The 15,501-nt window shown below is 60.8% G+C and carries 17 protein-coding genes; 10 read left to right on the forward strand and 7 right to left on the reverse strand.

The window, feature by feature from the left end; all coding sequences use genetic code 11:
* Window positions 1-533 precede the first annotated feature (533 nt).
* Entirely contained in the window at window positions 534-1,706 is a 1,173-nt protein-coding gene (locus B5D49_RS14010) for a helix-turn-helix domain-containing protein (RefSeq protein ID WP_078718348.1), read from the forward strand.
* A 197-nt stretch (window positions 1,707-1,903) separates the two neighbouring features.
* Here B5D49_RS14010 and B5D49_RS14015 read toward each other — a convergent pair whose 3' ends face one another.
* The 5 genes from B5D49_RS14015 to eno form a co-directional block, all read right to left on the reverse strand.
* Complete coding sequence (locus tag B5D49_RS14015) at window positions 1,904-3,058, reverse strand: MFS transporter (protein ID WP_078718349.1); 1,155 nt, start codon at window positions 3,056-3,058, stop codon at window positions 1,904-1,906.
* A 351-nt stretch (window positions 3,059-3,409) separates the two neighbouring features.
* On the reverse strand, window positions 3,410-4,273 hold the full coding sequence (locus tag B5D49_RS14020) for an NmrA family NAD(P)-binding protein (RefSeq protein ID WP_078718350.1): 864 nt from the start codon (window positions 4,271-4,273) through the stop codon (window positions 3,410-3,412).
* A gap of 36 nt (window positions 4,274-4,309) precedes the next feature.
* On the reverse strand, window positions 4,310-4,819 hold the full coding sequence (locus tag B5D49_RS14025) for a DUF3592 domain-containing protein (RefSeq protein WP_078718351.1): 510 nt from the start codon (window positions 4,817-4,819) through the stop codon (window positions 4,310-4,312).
* Complete coding sequence (gene folD, locus B5D49_RS14030; RefSeq protein WP_078718352.1) at window positions 4,819-5,685, reverse strand: bifunctional methylenetetrahydrofolate dehydrogenase/methenyltetrahydrofolate cyclohydrolase FolD; 867 nt, start codon at window positions 5,683-5,685, stop codon at window positions 4,819-4,821. The genes B5D49_RS14025 and folD overlap by 1 nt, the downstream gene beginning before the upstream one ends.
* A gap of 67 nt (window positions 5,686-5,752) precedes the next feature.
* Window positions 5,753-7,051 (reverse strand): phosphopyruvate hydratase, encoded by a 1,299-nt coding sequence (gene eno / locus B5D49_RS14035; protein ID WP_078718353.1) that lies wholly within the window; start codon window positions 7,049-7,051, stop codon window positions 5,753-5,755.
* Window positions 7,052-7,278: 227 nt separating this feature from the next.
* On the opposite strand from eno, the gene B5D49_RS14040 reads away from it, so the two are divergent.
* Window positions 7,279-7,647: a PilZ domain-containing protein gene (locus tag B5D49_RS14040; RefSeq protein WP_159447253.1), complete on the forward strand. Its 369-nt coding sequence runs from the start codon at window positions 7,279-7,281 to the stop codon at window positions 7,645-7,647.
* 68 nt (window positions 7,648-7,715) lie between these two features.
* Here the strand turns inward: B5D49_RS14040 and B5D49_RS14045 are convergent, their stop codons facing one another.
* Window positions 7,716-7,916 (reverse strand): hypothetical protein, encoded by a 201-nt coding sequence (locus B5D49_RS14045; RefSeq protein WP_078718355.1) that lies wholly within the window; start codon window positions 7,914-7,916, stop codon window positions 7,716-7,718.
* A 149-nt stretch (window positions 7,917-8,065) separates the two neighbouring features.
* Entirely contained in the window at window positions 8,066-9,283 is a 1,218-nt protein-coding gene (gene serB / locus B5D49_RS14050) for a phosphoserine phosphatase SerB (RefSeq protein WP_078718356.1), read from the reverse strand.
* Between the two features lie 434 nt (window positions 9,284-9,717).
* Here serB and B5D49_RS14055 point away from each other — a divergent pair, with 434 nt between their 5' ends.
* The 8 genes from B5D49_RS14055 (at window position 9,718) to B5D49_RS14090 (ending at window position 15,077) form a co-directional block, all read left to right on the forward strand.
* On the forward strand, window positions 9,718-10,029 hold the full coding sequence (locus B5D49_RS14055) for an AtpZ/AtpI family protein (RefSeq protein ID WP_078718357.1): 312 nt from the start codon (window positions 9,718-9,720) through the stop codon (window positions 10,027-10,029).
* Complete coding sequence (locus B5D49_RS14060; protein WP_200806808.1) at window positions 10,019-10,432, forward strand: ATP synthase subunit I; 414 nt, start codon at window positions 10,019-10,021, stop codon at window positions 10,430-10,432. Before B5D49_RS14055 ends, B5D49_RS14060 begins: the two co-directional genes overlap by 11 nt.
* A gap of 5 nt (window positions 10,433-10,437) precedes the next feature.
* Window positions 10,438-11,169 (forward strand): F0F1 ATP synthase subunit A, encoded by a 732-nt coding sequence (gene atpB, locus B5D49_RS14065; protein ID WP_078718358.1) that lies wholly within the window; start codon window positions 10,438-10,440, stop codon window positions 11,167-11,169.
* Window positions 11,170-11,243: 74 nt separating this feature from the next.
* Window positions 11,244-11,558, forward strand: coding sequence for an ATP synthase F0 subunit C (gene atpE / locus B5D49_RS14070; RefSeq protein WP_078718359.1), 315 nt, complete (start codon window positions 11,244-11,246; stop codon window positions 11,556-11,558).
* A 90-nt stretch (window positions 11,559-11,648) separates the two neighbouring features.
* The gene (locus B5D49_RS14075) at window positions 11,649-12,302 is read left to right on the forward strand and encodes a redox-sensing transcriptional repressor Rex (protein WP_078718360.1); all 654 of its coding nucleotides are present in this window, start codon (window positions 11,649-11,651) and stop codon (window positions 12,300-12,302) included.
* A 252-nt stretch (window positions 12,303-12,554) separates the two neighbouring features.
* Window positions 12,555-13,436 carry a YitT family protein gene (locus B5D49_RS14080; protein ID WP_078718361.1) on the forward strand — a complete coding sequence of 294 codons (882 nt, stop codon included), beginning with the start codon at window positions 12,555-12,557 and terminating at the stop codon, window positions 13,434-13,436.
* Window positions 13,437-13,453: 17 nt separating this feature from the next.
* Window positions 13,454-14,266: an SAM hydrolase/SAM-dependent halogenase family protein gene (locus B5D49_RS14085; protein WP_078718362.1), complete on the forward strand. Its 813-nt coding sequence runs from the start codon at window positions 13,454-13,456 to the stop codon at window positions 14,264-14,266.
* 70 nt (window positions 14,267-14,336) lie between these two features.
* Window positions 14,337-15,077: an adenosylcobinamide-GDP ribazoletransferase gene (locus B5D49_RS14090; protein ID WP_234990772.1), complete on the forward strand. Its 741-nt coding sequence runs from the start codon at window positions 14,337-14,339 to the stop codon at window positions 15,075-15,077.
* Window positions 15,078-15,501 lie beyond the last annotated feature (424 nt).

Here is a 15,501-nt window from a genome sequence, read left to right on the forward strand (position 1 = left end):
GCCTTCGGCGACCAGGGGGAAAACCTTTCTGAAGAAAGGTTCTTCCCCCTGGACCCCCTTTCCAAAGACTTTTCCTAGCTCCAGGCCTGCGGCCTGTCGCGGGCAACTATTTTTTGTTTTGTTTCATCTCCCCCTTCCCCCCCTCCCAAAGCAAAAGAACGGCCGAAGCCGTTCATTTGCTTTGGGGCGCACCGTTGCCGCGAGTTTCGGGAGGGCGCAGCCATCCCGGAAATCGCGGCAACATGAGATCGCGCCGCCGCGCTGCTCCGCCTTGCCACTCCCCGGACTCTTTCCCGCCGCACGCCCCCGGCCGCGCGCAGCGCGAGACCGGTAAACGGGGGTCCAGGGGGCCGCGGGCCTCCTGGTCGCCGAAGGCATGCTTTTCTCCTTGTTCTCTTTGCAGCCGACCTTGACTTCCCTTTCCGATGTGTCTATCGGTCAGTTATTGATCGAATGATTTCAAGCAACGACGCGGTGACGATCGGTGACGAACAGATTTCGCGCCGCAGGCCGGGCCGTGAGGAGTTCGCAAAATGGCACAGCAGACCCTGACGCATAAGGATCTGGGCGAGGCGCTGGGTGTTTCCGTCACCACGGTAAAAAGTTACCGTCGCAAGTTTCCGGGATTCATTCCGGTGGCCGGGTACGGCAAGCCCATACGCTTCCAGCCACGGGCATTGGACGTGTGCCGCAAGATTCGGGAATGCTTTGAACAGGGGCTTTCCGTCACGGAAACGGAAAAGCGGCTGCGCAAGGCGGGGTTCCGGCCTGAGGGCGGTTCCCGGGAGCCATCCCCGGAGGCGGCAGGGACCATGCCAAAGGGAGCGGATGTTTCACCGGAGTATTTGGAAAAATTTTTCAAGACTGCGGGACAGATGATGCAGGGCATGGCGCAGCTGGCCACGGCGCAGGCCCGGGCGGAAACGCGGCTGTCCAAGCTGGAGGATGCGTTGCAAGGATTGCTGGAGGCCGAAGCGGGCAGTCAGGAGTTATTGGGACGTCTGGCCGCGGGCATGCAAGGCGAGGATGTTCCGCCGTCCGGCTCTGCCGCAAAGCCCGACTCCGAGGCCTTGGAAACCTCTTCCGGCGCAACGCCTTCCGAACTGGACGCCCCGGACGAACAGCCCGAACACTCCGAGGATGCAGGGGAAGCAGTCACCGGAGAACGCCGGGTTCGGGCCACCAAAATCGTGAACGTACGCGGTCGGCACGGAGTGGAGCGCTACTCTTTGGAAAACGCCGACGATGCGGATGAAGCGGAAGGAATCCGTTCGCCCGAAACAGCGGACACGCAGGATACCGGGCAACGGCCGTCGTCATTGCCGAACGCGGCCCGTTCCAGCGTGGCCACGCAGCCCCCGCAGGAGTTTTTGGAAATGCCCGTGGCCATCCGATCCGAACAAGGAGAGTTCCTGGGGTTGCCCGGGCGGCTCTCCTTGGAGGATTTCACCAAATTCCTGGTTCGTATGGAGCGGGAATCCGGCCCTGTGCATACTTCCTGGAATGGCGTGGAAAAGACCTGGACCCTGCGCATCCGGGCCGCGGGAAACAACCGCAGGGAACTGGGATTTGCCAAACACACCACGCGACGCGGGGTGGACCTGGCCGTGTTGTTACACCTGAACACCAACGGCGCAGTGGCCAGCCATGATGAATTGATGGACTTTTTCCGCGAAACCAAGGATCTGATTCACGAAATGGGCTAAATCGCCTTCGGCATCATTGGGGAGGCGCTCCTTTTTTCCGGGGCGCCTTTTCTTTTGCCGGATCCAGGCGCGACAACCAGCGCACAAAGCGGCCCGCGTGTTTTTCCGTTTTTTCAAACCCGGAAAACGCGGGCCGGTCTCGTTGGGGTGCCCTCCCGAAATCGCGCCGCAAGCGCAAAAAAATCAGCACCAGCGTATCACGCCCGGGTGGTTCTGCAAAGCCTGACCGCGAAAAAAGCCGCTAAAAGCAACATGGTCAGGACCAGCCCCAGGAACGCATTCCAGCCATAGGAGTGGTACACAAGCCCCGGAGCAAAGGATCCCAGGGTGCCGCCCGCATAGTAGAAGGAGATGTATAGACCGTTGACCACGCCCCGGTGCTCCTTGGCCCGGGTGTTCACAAAGGTCGGCCCCACGGTTTGCATGAGAAAGAAACCAGCGCAAAACGGGAAAAGAGCGGAGAAAAGCACCCATGTTTCGGTGCTGAGAAAGGCGCCCAGAGCCAGGACGATAACGCCGAGTCCAGCCAGAAAAGCGCGCGTCTCGCCCCCGAGCGCGGAGATGATGCGCGGAGCCGCCACCGATGTGCTGATGCCCACCAGATAGCCCATGTACATGCTGCCGGTCTGGGTGGGAAAGACACCGCCCGCCAGCTCGGCAAGACGGAAGGGCAGATAGTTCAGCAGAGCGGTAAAAGAAAAGAATCCGCAAAAGATCATGCAGTAAGCCAGAATGAAGTCGGGCCTGGCCAGGGCCGCGCGCACATGCCGGAAATCGGGCCGGGAAAATCCCGTCGCTCCTTCGGTGTCCAGACGGCGCAGCAGCACAAAGGCCAGCACCAGGAGCACGCCCAAGACCATGAAGGGAACGCGCCAGGTGAACAGGCCGCCCAGCAGACCGGCAAAAAACCGGCCGGAAAAACCGCCCATAATGGTTGTGGCGATATACATGGACATGACCCGCCGCAGACGGGACGGCTCGCATCGGCCCGCCACCAGGGTCATCATGGATGTAAGCGCGGCCGGAGCCATCAGCCCCTGCAACAGACGCGCTCCCAGGAGCCACCCCCAGGAAGGCGCCAGGCACACGCCCGCATGCCCCGCCACCAATCCCACAATGGCCAAGCGCGCCAAGCGGCAGGCGGGCAGTGATTCCAACAACATGCCGTAGCCCACCGGGGCCAGGGCCAGAGGCAGTAACGCCATGGTCACGGCCAGGGAAGCGGTGGCCTTGCCCAGGCCGTATTGCTGGGCCAGCACGGGCAGGAGCGGCTGCGGCGCGTACAGGGTCGCGGTGACGCAGATGGTGGCGAACAGGGCGCAGGCCAAGTCCGCGCGTTGCGATGTGGTCACGAGACAACTCCGGTGTCGGCGCGGGCTTCACAGCTTCTGCCGGAAGGCCGGATTGCGCGGCGTCGTGTCGAGGGAAGGCGGTCCGGGCCAAAAGCCGGGCCGATTTTCCAGGGCAAGGCAGAAAACCGCGCATGCGCCGGATGCGGTGCGTGGAAATGCAGCCGGACCGACCAAACCATGGTGCCGCAATGCCGCTCCATGGCGGTGTGTAAGAGGTGTGGACCAGCTTGTCGGTTTGTCATACATACACCGCAGGCAACTTACCAGGGATGAACGTCGTAAACTTTCCCGCAAAACAAAAAGGGCGAAGTTCCGGGGAACTCCGCCTCTCCGGGTCGTAACTGCCCGCTGTTATTTCCAGATGTGGGCGTGTTCCTCGGCAAAGGCTTGGAACGTTTTTGCGGGCCGACCAGTGAAATGTTCCACGGCCTGGGTCAGGAATCCGGTGTACCCGTTGCGGGCATAGCGGTGCAGGCTCAGGATCATATGGATGTCCCACTCGGGAATGCCCAGGGATTCCAGATACAGACCCGTGGCTTCGATATCCCCGCCCTGGTAGGTGATCTCCCGTCCGCTGACCTTGCTGAGGATGGCGGCCACCTCGTGGTTGTCCAGGGCTTCCGGGCCGGTAACCATGCTCACTGTGCCGGCGAAGTCCTCAGGTCGGAGCAGGGCTTCGGCCACGCAGCCGCCCACGTCCCGTGCGTCCACAAACCCGGTGCGCTCCTTGCCGTCCGGCATGGGCAGCACGCCGGTTTCCTTGAGCAGCGGAGCATAGCGCAGATAAATTTGCATCCATGTGGAAGGCCGCAGCACAGCGTAGTCGAACCCGAGCACTTCAATTTCCCCGTCCACGCCGCCATGGACCTTGCCGAGCTGATAATGGGCGTTGGCGTCCGCACCGATGATGGACGAGCGCACCACGTAGGAAACCCCGGCCTCCTTGGCCGTGCGCAACAAGCGGGAGCCGCGTGCGCGCATGTCCTGGTGCAGCGTCAGGAACAGGAACAACCGCTCCACTCCTTCCATGGCCTTGGCCAGGCTGTCGGGGTCGTCCTGGTCCAGGATGCGGACTTCGGCTCCACTTTGGCGCAACGACTCCGCGCTGTCCTCGTTCGGCGCCGCTGCCACCACGTCCGCGCCTTTTTCCATGAGAATGTCCAGGGCGGTGCGCCCTACGGTTTCCGTAGCTCCGGTGATCAGAATCCTGCTCATGTGGTTGCCTCCTGTGCGTGATACGCAGCGTTGGGTTCAGCTGGAAAAAAGCGAGATCAACACGGCCAGGGATGCGAGCGCGGTCAGACCGAAAAGCGTCAGCCGCAGGGTGGCGCGGCCCGCAGGCTCGGTGGTCCAGGCAGTCTGCGAAGGATCCTCCGGGTTGACGCGCAGGTCCGCGAGGCGGTCCAGCAGCCGTTGTCGGGCCTGGGCCACGGCATTGTCGAGCACCTGCGGATCCGGCTCCGGACCGCCCGGAACATCCGCTTGCAGACGAGCCTCGGCCTGATGGGTTTGGCCCTGGTGAGTATATTCGTAGTCAATGACGAAATCCCAGGTCCGGGTTTTGATGAAATACCAGCCCCGGTGCTCCTGTTCCTCCACACGACCGGAAAGGATGGCCACTTCCACCGGAAGCCAGGAACGCATGGCCATGCGGCGGCGGAGACCTGCCCAGGTCAACCCGCAACCCAGGATCGCCCCCAGCAGTATGGGAACGAACAGGAGCAGCAGGCTGAACCGGAACAGGCCGTCCATTACCGGCATCAGTCGATTCCCTGATGCAGTTTGAAGGCCTGGATCGTGTTTTTCAACAACATGGCAATGGTCATGGGACCGACGCCTCCGGGAACCGGAGTGATGGCCGAGGCCTTTTCCCTGGCCGATGCAAAGTCCACGTCCCCGCGCAGGCCTTCGTCCGTGCGGTTGATTCCCACATCCACCACCACGGCGCCGGGCCGGATCATCTCACCGGTAACCAGTCCGGGCACGCCCACGGCCGCAATGACGATGTCCGCGTCCAGACACTCTTTCTTCAGATCCGGGGTGCGGGTGTGGCAGACCTCCACCGTGGCGTTGCCGCCCTTCCACCCCTGCATGAGCAAGAGGGCCAGGGGTTTCCCCACGATGTTGGAACGGCCCACGATAACGGCCTTTTTCCCGGCCGGGTCAATGTCGTAGCGCGAGAGCAGTTCCATGACCCCGGCGGGCGTGCAGGAGCGAAATCCCGGCAGGCCCAGGGCCAGCCGTCCCACGCTCACGGGGTGGAATCCGTCCACGTCCTTGTCCGGGTCGATCATGTCCAAAAGTTTTTGGGAGTCCAGCCCCTTGGGCAGGGGCAACTGGAGCAGGATGCCGTCCACGGCCGGATCCGCATTGAGGTCGCGGATGAGCTGTTCCAGGGTCGGTTGATCCGTGTCCGCGGCCAGCTTGTGCGGCATGGAGACCACACCCGCCTCGGCGCAGGCGCGTTCCTTGTTGCGCACGTAGACCTGGGAGGCGGGATCCTCGCCCACCAGGATCACGGCCAGCCCGGGAGCGCGGCCATGTTCGGCCTGGAGTGCGGCCACTTCCTCGCGCACCTCGGCGCGGATGGTGGCAGCGGTTTGTTTTCCATCAAGTATGGTTGTCATTCATCGTCCTTTTCGAAAAAAATCAAACGGGGACGCCCTGTTGAGCGCCCCCGCATCGGTCATCGGTTTAGTCTTCGCCGAACCAGGATTCGGCAAGAATGGGTCCGTAGTAGATGCCGTCCTCGTCCAGCTCCTCTTCGATGCGCAGGAGCTGGTTGTATTTGGCCAGACGGTCCGAGCGGCACAGGGAGCCGGTCTTGATCTGCCCGGCGTTCACGGCCACGGCCAGATCCGCGATAAAGGCGTCCTCGGTCTCGCCCGAGCGGTGGGAAACCACAGTGGTGTATCCGGCCTGTTTGGCCAGTTCGATGGTGTCCAGGGTTTCCGTGAGCGAGCCGATCTGGTTCAGCTTGATGAGGATGGAGTTGGCCACGCCCCGGTCAATGCCCTCGGCCAGGATGTCCGGGTTGGTCACGAACACGTCGTCGCCCACCAGCTGGATACGGTCGCCCAGGCGGGCGGTGTGTTCCTCCCAGCCTTCCCAATCGCCTTCGGCCAGACCGTCTTCGATGGAGATGAGGGGGAAGCGCCCGGCCAGATCCTCGTAGAACGCGGTCAGCTCCGAGGAGGTCAGTTCCAGATTCTCTCCCGCAAGCACGTAGCGGTTTTTGTCCTTATCGAAAAATTCGCTGGCGGCCGCGTCAATGGCCAGGGCGATTTGTCTGCCCGGCTCATACCCGGCGGCCTCAATGGCCCGGGTGATGTATTCAAAGGCCTCGGCATGGGACTGGAGGTTCGGCGCGAACCCACCTTCGTCCCCCACGCTGGTGACATGGCCGTCCTTGCTCAGGATGGACTTCAGGGCGTGAAAGGTCTCCGCACCCATGCGCAGCGCGTCCGCAAAGGTTTCCGCGCCCAGGGGCATGATCATGAATTCCTGGATGTCCAGATTGTTGGGCGCGTGCTGCCCACCGTTGATGATGTTCATCATGGGGACGGGCAGGAGCTTGGCGTTGACCCCGCCCAGATATTGGTACAGGGGCAGGCCCAGGAAATTGGCGGCGGCTCGGGCATTGGCCATGGACACGCCCAGGATGGCGTTGGCGCCCAGGCGGGATTTGTTCTCGGTGCCGTCGAATTCGAGCATTTCGTTATCCAGGGTGACCTGGCGCAGGCCGTCCATGCCGATGACGATGCTGGCCAGCTCTTCCTGCACGTTTTGCACGGCCTGGGTCACACCTTTGCCGCCGAAACGGTTTTTATCGCCGTCGCGCAGCTCCAGAGCTTCGCGGGAGCCTGTGGACGCGCCCGAAGGCACGGCCGCCCGACCCGAAGCGCCGGATTCGTAGACCACTTCCACCTCGACGGTGGGGTTGCCGCGGGAATCCAGGATTTCCCTGGCCCAAATCGCAGAAATGAGACTCATAACAAAAGCTCCTTACAAAAGGTTGATTGCGTTGCGAACAGGCAGAACCTACCCCATTTCTCGCAGGCTCTCAAACCGGGACGCACCCTTTGTCGCGATTTTATCAACGCTGCGGCGTGCTCCGGCAAAGGCGGGCCGCGTTGCGCTTGTGGGTGATGACGCTCCTATGATATGATACCGGATGATCCATGCTGAAGCGTTGGGAACAAACGACCCGCGGAGGAACTATGAGTGAGGACAAGCGCCGTCGCAGTCGCGTTAAGGCGGGATTTGAAGCATCGCTGGTAGTGGACGGAAAGGCTGTGCCGGTCCGCACGCGGGACGTGAGCCTCAAGGGGGCGCTGCTGTCCTGCGACAAGGAATTCACGGAAGGCACGCCTTGCGAACTGCGCCTCGGGCTTGGGCCGGGACTTCGGCTTTCCATGGATGCACGCGTGGCCCGGGCCACGGATCATGGTCTGGCCATTGAGTTTCAGGCCATGGATGATCAAAGCTTTACGCATTTGCTCCAAATTGTGCGGCTCAATGCCGATGATGCGGACGCCATAGAAGACGAGTTGGCGGATCCGGCCTTTGACAAAAACGCCGTACTGTAATTTTTCCTCTCAATGACGCGTCCCCGAGGCCGAAAACGCTTCCGGGGACGCGTTATTTTTACATTTGCTTAGGCGGAGACCATGCCGCCCGGAGGCATCATGTCGTCGGACGGCGGCTTGCCGTGCTCCTGACGATACGCCTTGCGCATACACTGCGCCTGCAACGGTCCCTTGCAATACTGCTTGATGAACCCCGAGCAGGCGAGCTTCTTCGTATCCTTGTATTTTTTAAAAAATCCGCACTGGTCCAACAGTTCGCAGTCAGGCATTCGGCGACTCCTTGCTGAAAGGAAAATTCGATTGCCCATGCTACTGAAACACTGTTTATACTGGCAAGGATATCCACTGCCCCCCGGAAGATTTCGGGATTTTTATAACACGAAGGTGGGGAGGTGCGGCCTTTGCAAAATGCCGAAGATCAATCTCCGGGCAGGGCTTCGCGGTCGCGCACGCCGATGAGGTAGAGGATGGAATCCAGTCCCATGGTGGAAATGGCGTGTCCCGCGCCTTTTTTGACCTTGGGCTTGGCGTGGAAGGCCACGCCGAGTCCGGCCAGTCCGAGCATGGGCAAATCGTTGGCACCGTCCCCCACGGCAATGACCTGTTGCAGGCTGATGCCCTCCTTCGTCGCGATGGTGCGGAGCAGTTCGGCCTTGCGCGCGCCGTCCACGATCTCGCCCACCACGTTGCCCGTGAGCTTGCCGTCCACGATCTCCAGTTCGTTGGCATGCACGTAATCGATGCCCAGCCGTTCGGCCAGCCGCTCGCCGAAAAACGTGAATCCGCCGGACAAAATAGCGATCTTATACCCCACGCGCCGCAGATTCGAGATGAGCCGCTCCGCGCCTTCGGATAGGGGCAGCTTTGCGGCCACATCCTCCAGCACCGAGGCGTCCAGCCCCTTGAGCAGGGCCAACCGCTTGCGCAGGCTTTGTTGAAAATCCAGCTCCCCACGCATGGCCGCTTCCGTGATGGCGGCCACCTGTTCGCCGACGCCGGCCCGGTCCGCCAGTTCGTCGATGACCTCGGCCTGGATCAGGGTGGAGTCCATATCAAAGGCCACAAGCCGCCGGTTGCGGCGGAACACGTTGTCCTCCTGGTAGGCGATGTCCACGCCAAGGCGGGCGGAAATATCCAAAAAAGACTGCCGTAGCGCCTCGTTGTCGTCGGGAGTGCCGCGCACGGTGAATTCCACGCAGGCCTGGCGGGGCAACTCCCCGGTGACGGGAACCCGACCCGAAAGCCGGTGGATGGTGTCGATGTTCAGACCGTTGCCGGACAGAGCACTGGTCACGGCCTGGAGATGCACCGCAGTGATGCGGCGGCCCAAAAGCGTGACAATGTGGCGCGCCTTACCCTGGGCCTGGACCCAGGATTCGTATTTGTCCTCTTCCAATGGATGGAGCCGCAGGGAAACGCCCATCTCGTGCGCCTTGAACAGGATGTCCTTGACGATGGGCGCGGCCTCGGCCTCGGGCGGAATGCGGATCAAAATGCCCAGGGTCAAAAAATTGTGAATCACCACCTGGCCGATGTCGAGGATATCCACGCCGTACTCGGCCAGCACCTGGCTCAGTTCTGCCGTGACGCCGGGTTTGTCCCCGCCGGTGATGTGTATAAGTATGATGTCGCGCATGGCTGATCTGCTTCCTCCGTTGGATTCGGGCATTCCCGGCCCGTGCTGGGCGGAATGTGGCACACTCCGGCACGGTCGTAAAGACGGTGGATGCGGGCCATGGAGGATATCGCGGTCCTGGTACGTGTTCTTCGTTTCACAAGCAGGGCCGCCCGAAAAAAATCGGGCTTGCTTCACGCCCCGGTATCGGGCAGATTTCACCCCTGTGTCTCGCTGCAAGATGCTTTTTCCATGGGCTAAAAACACTTGGCCAGCATGGAAAACCCCTCTGTCGAACGCGGTTTTTTCCCAGGAGAATCACGCTTTTTCGGCAATCTTGCGTTGACTGGCCGCCGAGGGCTGTGCTATGTGGCAGGTCACTTGTGAAGGATTGCACGAGTTGCCGGGCTGATGTATAGCGGTGCGGCGGTGCAAACAAAAACACAAGGATTGAAATGGCCTTTTTCAAGGGTGACAGGCACCGGGAGCTGCTGGACCAGCTTTCCACCGCCGGAACCATCGGCCTGCATCTGGTCTGCTCCACCTTCGTGGGCTTGGCCATAGGCTGGTATCTGGATAAGTGGCTGGGAACCAAGCCCTGGCTGCTGCTGGTGATGTTGCTCTTCGGCATCGTGGCGGGCTTCCGCAACGTGGTGTACGAAGTGCAACGCATCCAAAAGGCCGACGCGGAACTGGACGCGCGCGGGAGGCGCGGACAGGACAAAGAGCCGAAAGACAAAGACGGGGATGGGAACAATGTTTCGTAAACTCGAGGCCATGCTCTACAAGCGCGGATTCACGCATCCGCAGGTGCGCGCCATGGTGCGCAACCAGCTTGTGCTGGCCACGCTCTCCATCCTCACCGTCAACGGCCTGACCTTGTTCTCGGTCTGGGGCTGGTCCTTTGCGGCCGGGTGCCTGTTGATGACCGTGAACTTCTGGTGGATGGCCAAAGCCGGGCAAAAGCTCGTCTCCGCCCAAAAAGGGGCGGTGACCGCGCTGCTGATTCTTTTCTATGGCCGAATGGCACTGACCGGACTGGCCCTGTTCGCGCTCATCGCGTGGCTCGATGCCTCTGTGTCCGGATTGTTGGTGGGGCTTTCCACGGTGGTGGTCAACGCTATTACCTGGGGTACTGCCAATTACATGCAAAAAGCGAAGGAGGCGTAAGGACTATGGCAGGTGGTTTGCCGCATCCCCTGATTATCTTCAGGGAACTCAACATCGCGCTCGGGGCGGATCCCACGGTTGCAGCAGGCAGCCCATTGGACCCCATGCTCTACCCCGTGCCGACGCATGTGTGGTTTACGTGGTTGGCAATGGCGATCTTGGTCATTGCCGGGCTTCTGGTTCGACGGAAACTGACCCTTGTTCCGGGCGGACTGCAAAACTTTTTTGAACTTATTATTGGTGGCCTGGAAGACTTCGTCGTGGCCAACATCGGAGAAAAGGGACGGCAGTTCATGCCCATCCTGGTCTCCATCTTCCTGTTCGTGCTGACCATGAACTATCTGGGTCTCATCCCCGGATGTGACGCGCCTACCGCGAACGTCAACACCAACGCGGCAATGGCGATCTTTGTCTTTCTTTATTACAACTACGTCGGCATCAAAACCTGGAAGGCCGGATACATCAAGCACTTCCTCGGACCCATGCCCGTGCTGGCTCCGTTGATGCTCGTACTCGAACTCATCTCCCACTGCGCCCGCCCGCTTTCGCTTACTCTGCGTCTGCTCGGCAACATCCGCGGTGAGGAAATCGTTCTGGTGCTGCTCTTTACGTTGGCTCCGGTGGTCTCCACCCTGCCCATGTACTTCCTGTTTATCCTGGCTAAGTCCATTCAGGCGGTGATCTTCTTCATGCTCACCATGATCTACCTGAAGGGCGCTGTTGAGCACGCCCACTGAGGCGACGGCTCGTAATTTTGGGGAAATGGTCTTCGACCAAACTACATAACGTACCTATTTGAGGAGGACGTGAAATGAAACTCGTGAAAGTCCTGTTTGCTACCATGGCTATGGTTCTCACCGCTTCCATGGCGTTCGCCGCCGACGCTGGCGTTGCCAGCTCCATCGCTTACGCCACCGCCCTCGGCATGGGCATCGCCGCCGGTCTCTGCGGCATCGGTCAGGGTCTGGGCCTGAAGGCCGCTTGCGAAGGCACCGCCCGCAACCCCGAGGCTTCCGGTAAGATCACCGTGACCCTGATCCTGGGTCTGGCCTTTGTTGAGTCTCTGGCCATTTACGCCCTGGTTGTGAACCTGATCCTGCTCTTCGCCAACCCGATGGTCGGCTAATTCGATGTAGCAAGGTTTGATAAAAAGGGAGGCTCCGGCCTCCTTTTTTAGAATAACTCTTGTTACTAATTTCACAATAAAAGTCAGCACATGGGGCGCAAGTCATTGAAAAGTGAACATATTCCCAAGGCCACCATCGGCCGTCTCGCTGTCTATATCCAAGTTCTGGAACGGCTCAAGAGTGAAGGCACGGATGTCATCTCCTCAGAGAATCTGGCCCAGGCATGCTCCGTAAACTCCTCCCAGATTCGAAAGGATCTTGCGTATTTTGGAGAGTTCGGCGTGCGCGGCGTCGGCTACTACGTGCAGGAGCTGATTACCTCCATCAAGCAATCCCTGGGTGTGGACCGCATCTGGAATTGCTGCATCGTGGGCGTGGGCAATCTCGGCCGTGCCCTGCTGCGCCACGGCGAGTTCAAAAGCAAGGGCTTCAACATCAAAGTCGCCTTTGATTGCGACCCTTACAAGATCGGAGAGATCGTGGAAGGGCTGGAGGTCATCTGCACACGCAAGACCCGGAACCTCGTCTCCGAACAGAAACTGGAAATTGGCATCATCACCACACCACCCGAACGCGCCCAACGCGCCGCCAACTATCTGGTGGAGGCAGGCATCAAAGGGATCATCAACTACGCACCTTCGCGCATTGACGTCCCTGACCATATCCCCCTTGAATATGTGGATTTCATCCACCATTTCTACGCCCTTGCCTTCCATATCAATCTGGGCCGGGCAGCCGAATAACCGCTTCATCCGGCCCGCGTCTTCCCTGCTCACTTTTCGCATAATGTTATCCTTTTTTGATAGACATTATCAATCTTCCCCATCGGCATAATCCATGGCTCTTTGCGCCTGCCCGCAGCCGGGCGGAACGGCCCTCCCCTTGCCATCCGCACTGATGGAACCGGGAAAACATTTCACCTATCGTCACGATCCGGCCATGCCCACGGGTTTGCAGGTCGGCAAAAAGAGGCTACAACCTCGGGCGGAGGCGGTATGAGCAAGCAGATGGATGTGCGGTCCCGGTTGCGCGGGCGCGGGTTTTCCATTCCCTACAATCTGATGTTGATCACCCTGGGATCGGCGCTGATCGGCTTCGGCATCAAGGCCGTGGCCATCCCGCACGGTTTCCTTACCGGAGGCATGTCCGGCGTGGCCCTGCTGGTCTATTACGTGGTGGGCGGCCTAGAGCCGGGGCAATGGTTCTGGCTGCTGAACCTGCCCATCTTTACCCTGGCCTGGTGGCTGGTGAGCCGCCGGTTCTTTTTGTACAGCATCTACGGCATGGCCGCGGTGGGCTTGTTCGTGGACTTCATGCCCCAATGCCTGGACATCCAGGACACCTGGCTGGCCGTGTTCACCTGCGGCGTATTCATCGGCCTGGGCGCGGGCATGGCCCTGCGTTCCCTCGGCTCCACCGGCGGAACCGACATCCTCGCCGTCATCGCCAACAAACGCTACAACATCAACATCGGAAAATTCCGTTTTCTTGTGGATCTGGCCGTGTTCGCTGCCGGATTCGGATTTCTGGATCTGGAGCTGATGCTCTACTCCCTGGCCATGACCTTTGTAACTGGCGCGGTGGTGGACTACAGCCTGAATGTGTTCAGCGAGCGAAAAATGGCGCTGGTCATTGCCCAAAATACGGAAGCGGTCATGCGGGACGTACTCGACAAGCTGCACCGGGGCGCGACATACCTGGAAGGCCGGGGCGGATTTTCCGGCAAACGCAAGCAAGTGATTATGGTCATGGTCAACAACATCCAGCTCAAGCGGTTGGAGGAAATTGTCTATTCCCATGATCCGGACGCCTTTTTGATCATCGGTTCAGGATACAACGTACTGGGCAAAGGCTTTTCAAGCCGCAAGGTGTATTGACCAGCGAGGAGCACGCCATGGCCAGACCCATTGCACTGTTGACGGATTTTGGACTGGACGACCCCTATGTGGGGCAGGTCAAAGGGGTGCTGGCCCGGCTCGCGCCGGAAAGCCGCGTGCTGGACCTCACCCATGCCGTGGCCCCGTTTCAGGTGGGGCAGGCCGCATTTTTTTTGGCCGCCGGAGCGCGGCACTTTCCTGAAAGCACTGTCTTTCTGGCCGTGGTGGACCCGGGCGTAGGCACGGATCGGCGTATCGTTGTAGCGCGGCTGGAGGACCAGCTCTTTGTGGCCCCGGACAACGGACTGCTCGGCTTGCTGCTTTGTCCGCGCGCCCTTGGCCAACGAACCCCTGAAATCGTTTCCGTGACCTATGACCATGAACGCGTTTCCGCCACATTCCATGGCCGGGACGTTTTTGCCCCGCTGACCGCAGATCTCGCCAAGGGCGCACTGCCCGCCGACCTGGGGGAACAGGTGGCCGTGCAGGATCTTGTTCGCCACCCTGCAACCTCGCCGCGACCGCTCACGCCCGAGGACCAGGGGCAACGCGTAACCGCCCATGTGTTGCATGTGGACCGCTTCGGCAATGTGGTGCTCAATCTGCAACCCGGAGCCTTGTTCCACGCTCTGATCGGATCGGGCCAGCATCGGGGCGTTCCGGCATTTCCCCGGGCCGTGCGGACCTACGCCGACTTGCGGGATCGCGAGGTGGGCATGCTCGAGGGCAGTCAGGGATTACTGGAACTGGCCGTGAACCAGGGATCCGCAGCACGGCTCATGGGCTGTCAGGTCGGCCATACCGTGAGCCTGACCCTGGGTGACGGCTAAAACCGGTCAGGCAGGTGATGCGCCGCGTTTCCGTTTTTTGTTGCAACAAACCAACCAAAAGGAATTTCGCATGAACCCCATCAAACAACTCCTTACCGCCCTTGGTTTCCTGACCCGGTTGGCTCCGGCAAAGCTGGTGGACCATACGGCCATCTCCTCCTGCATGCGCTGGTTGCCGGCGGTGGGATTGGTATTGGGCCTGGCGGTTGTGGCACCGTTTTGGTGGCTCGGACTCTTCGAAGGACGGCCCTTGGTTCAAGCCTGGGTGGCGGTGTGCCTCAATCTCTATCTGACCCGCGGCCTGCATCTGGACGGACTTTCCGACGTGGCCGACGGGTGCGCCTCGCACACGGAAACCGAACGCTTCTGGAGTATCGTCAAAGACAGCCGTATCGGTGCCTTCGGAGCTGTGTCCATGATTCTGGCCCTGGGCGGACAGGTGGTGCTGTTTTCGGAACTGCTGCGCGCCGACCTGTTCGGCGGCATGGTCTGGTGCTTTGTGGCCGGACGCGGTGCGGCCGTGGTGCTGGGCTTCGTGGTTCGCAGCCTGGCGCGGCCGGGACTGGGCCAACGGTTCATGGACGGTGCCGGTCCCGCTTCCATGCTCTTTGCCGTGCTCTTTACCCTGGCGGCCGGTCTGCTGCTTACCTCCGCCCTGGGCGTTGTCCTGGCCGTGGGCGTGGTCTTTGTGGCCCTGATCCCGCTGTACTATCTTGTCTACACCGTGGAAGGCGTTAACGGCGATTTCCTGGGTGCCTGCATTGTCATCGGCGAAGTCGCCGCGGCCCTGGGCCTGCTGCTTCTGGCTTGATGGGATACGTAGGAACGCCTCCGGCGGCCCGGCAGAGCTGAAAGGCATGCCTTCGGCGACCAGGAGGCCCGCGGCCCCCTGGACCCCCGTTTACCGGTCTCGCGCTGCGCGCGGCCGGGGGCGTGCGGTGGGAAGAAGTCCGGGGAGTGGATAGGCGGAGCAGCGCGGCGGCGTGTCGTTCTGTTGCCGCGATTTCCGGGATGGCTTCGCCCTCCCGAAACTCGCGGCAACGGTGCGCCCCAAAAGAAAAGAACGGCTTCGGCCGTTCTTTTGCTTTGGGAGGGGGGGAAGGGGGAGATGAAACAATACAAAAAATAGTTACCCGCGACAGGCCGCAGGCCTGGAGCTAGGAAAAGTCTTTGGAAAGGGGGTCCAGGGGGAAGAACCTTTCTTCAGAAAGGTTTTCCCCCTGGTCGCCGAAGGC

The organism is Paucidesulfovibrio gracilis DSM 16080 (genome assembly GCF_900167125.1).
Lineage (GTDB): Bacteria > Desulfobacterota > Desulfovibrionia > Desulfovibrionales > Desulfovibrionaceae > Paucidesulfovibrio > Paucidesulfovibrio gracilis.